Source organism: Bacteroides cellulosilyticus DSM 14838 (assembly GCF_000158035.1).
GTDB lineage: Bacteria > Bacteroidota > Bacteroidia > Bacteroidales > Bacteroidaceae > Bacteroides > Bacteroides cellulosilyticus.
Window position 1 is genome coordinate 432797 of sequence record NZ_EQ973495.1, and the last position, 1993, is coordinate 434789.

General features: G+C 41.2%; 1 protein-coding gene and 1 pseudogene. Both read right to left on the reverse strand.

Going from position 1 to position 1993, the window contains the following annotated elements; translation table 11 throughout:
• A pseudogene (locus tag BACCELL_RS27175) lies at positions 1-214 on the reverse strand (hypothetical protein); the annotation flags it as partial.
• Between the two features lie 12 nt (positions 215-226).
• The gene (locus BACCELL_RS23990; RefSeq protein ID WP_007214734.1) at positions 227-1678 is read right to left on the reverse strand and encodes an ATP-binding cassette domain-containing protein; all 1452 of its coding nucleotides are present in this window, start codon (positions 1676-1678) and stop codon (positions 227-229) included.
• Between the last annotated feature and the right edge of the window lie 315 nt (positions 1679-1993).

Genomic DNA, 1993 nt, shown 5'->3' on the forward strand with positions numbered 1-1993 from the left:
CACGTATGAAGAAACCTTCAGCCAATTGCATATAGAATAACATACTGTCCATGTTATTGGAATGATGATAAACTGCTCTTCCTTTATTATACAAATTCAAACCGATTGCGAAAGAGTCGGGTATTATCCGGGAACTTTCACTTATCGGTGCCTTCCCTCTCCCACAAGAAAAGAAGAAAAAAAGTATCAAAAACAGGAATAACAGTTTCTTCATAATTTTGACTGATTACCGATTACGCTTTAAAGCTATGCGATCTGTAATAGTAGCAGGCAACTCCCTTTCATAATGGGTAACCATAATCATGGTTTTGTCCTGCCGGCGGCAAAATGCTTCGATTATCTTCTTTACCCGCCGACGATTGTATGTATCCAGACCATGCAAAGGCTCATCCAGTATCAATAATTCCGGATCTTTTACAAAAGCACGTGCCAGAAGTGCCAGACGTTGCTCACCGCTGGATAATTGCAAGAAAGGTTTGTCCTTTAAGGCAGCAATACCGAAAATATCCATCCACCATTCACAAACAGACATCTGTTCCGCTTTCGGGCGCTTGTATAGTCCGATACTGTCGTGCAGGCCGGAGGCAACTATTTCAATCGCCGGTAAATTCTTCAAATAAGCACGGTGCATTTCAGGGCTGACATAACCAATATGTTTCTTTATTTCCCAAATGCTCTCCCCCGTCCCTCTCTTTCTCCCGAACAGACTGATATCGCAAGCGTATGATTGAGGATTATCGGCACACACAAGACTAAGTAGAGTAGACTTTCCCGCTCCATTCTCACCACTCAACGCCCACTTCTGTCCGCGCATCACTGTCCAGTCCAGTTCTTTCAAAATAGTACGGTCACCATAGCGAATACTGACTTTATTCAATCGGACCACTTCATCGGATACATAATTGGTATTATCATAGGGAAGGTCAATAATACGCTGCTGTAAATCTTCGGGTACAAGTATATCTGCATTCCGGAATATGGTAAGATATTGATCACGTTGCATCATTTGCCCTACCGTACGATTAGCTATCGGCAGCACTTTATTAATATATGAGGGAATATCATCCATCATAGAAAGTATCAGGATAAGTTGTACGGCAGAGCGTTTGGCTAGTCCTGCCAACAAAGTATTCAGCAATTCACGGGTCTGGGCATCCAGTCCAATGAAAGGATTATCCATAATAAGAACACGGGGAGCTGTAAGTAGTGCTTTCACTAACTGAAATTTACGCAACTCACCACTGGAAAGAAGAATCATCGGCTTATCCAGCATAGGTTCAATACGGAATAATTCAAAAAGTTCTTGTTTCAGTTTCTCATCCCTGACTTCTCCCAACATATCCCTGACTAACGGAACATCATCATGATCATGGGTGTTCCAGCGCTGCTGATAATAGTAATTGGCATCCGCCGACCCATACGTATCGCGAAAAGCAATATATTTGATATTCTCATAGACTGTCTTTAACGTTGAAGGAGAAAAGTCATAGGTTATTGCTCCTTCCTTCAAAGGGTATTTTCCGATAAGCATATCTACCAAAAGGCTTTTTCCAGAACCATTAGGTCCGACAATGGCAATGTGTTCATCTGCCGGAAAAGATGCGGAAGCAGGTGCAGCTAATCGCACAAGTGGATTACGAGCCACACCACCCGTCAAACATATAGTATATGGTTGCATTATTTCAGACGTATTTTGTTTAGTGATGCCACAAAGATACCAAGTTTTCCTTTTAAATGCTCAAAATGAGAGCAGTTTAATCGATTCTTCCTTTTTTAAGCAACTAATATGAAAAATAATCCATATATTGGGAAACAATTTCCCTAGGAAATCTGTTTCTTTAAAAGACATGTATCAAAAGTATTAAAAAGGATGGAAAAAACATTCGCTAAAAGATATTGGCCTACAATCGTAGGTGCAATAGTCGGGGCTATTGGCGGCTATCTATATTGGAGGTATGTCGGCTGTAGCACGGATACTTGTCCAATTACCTCA

Bases quoted from the DNA above. Each gene is read 5' to 3' on its own strand.
- BACCELL_RS23990 (WP_007214734.1), bottom strand. From the start codon at position 1,678: ATGCAACCATATACTATATGTTTGACGGGTGGTGTGGCTCGTAATCCA.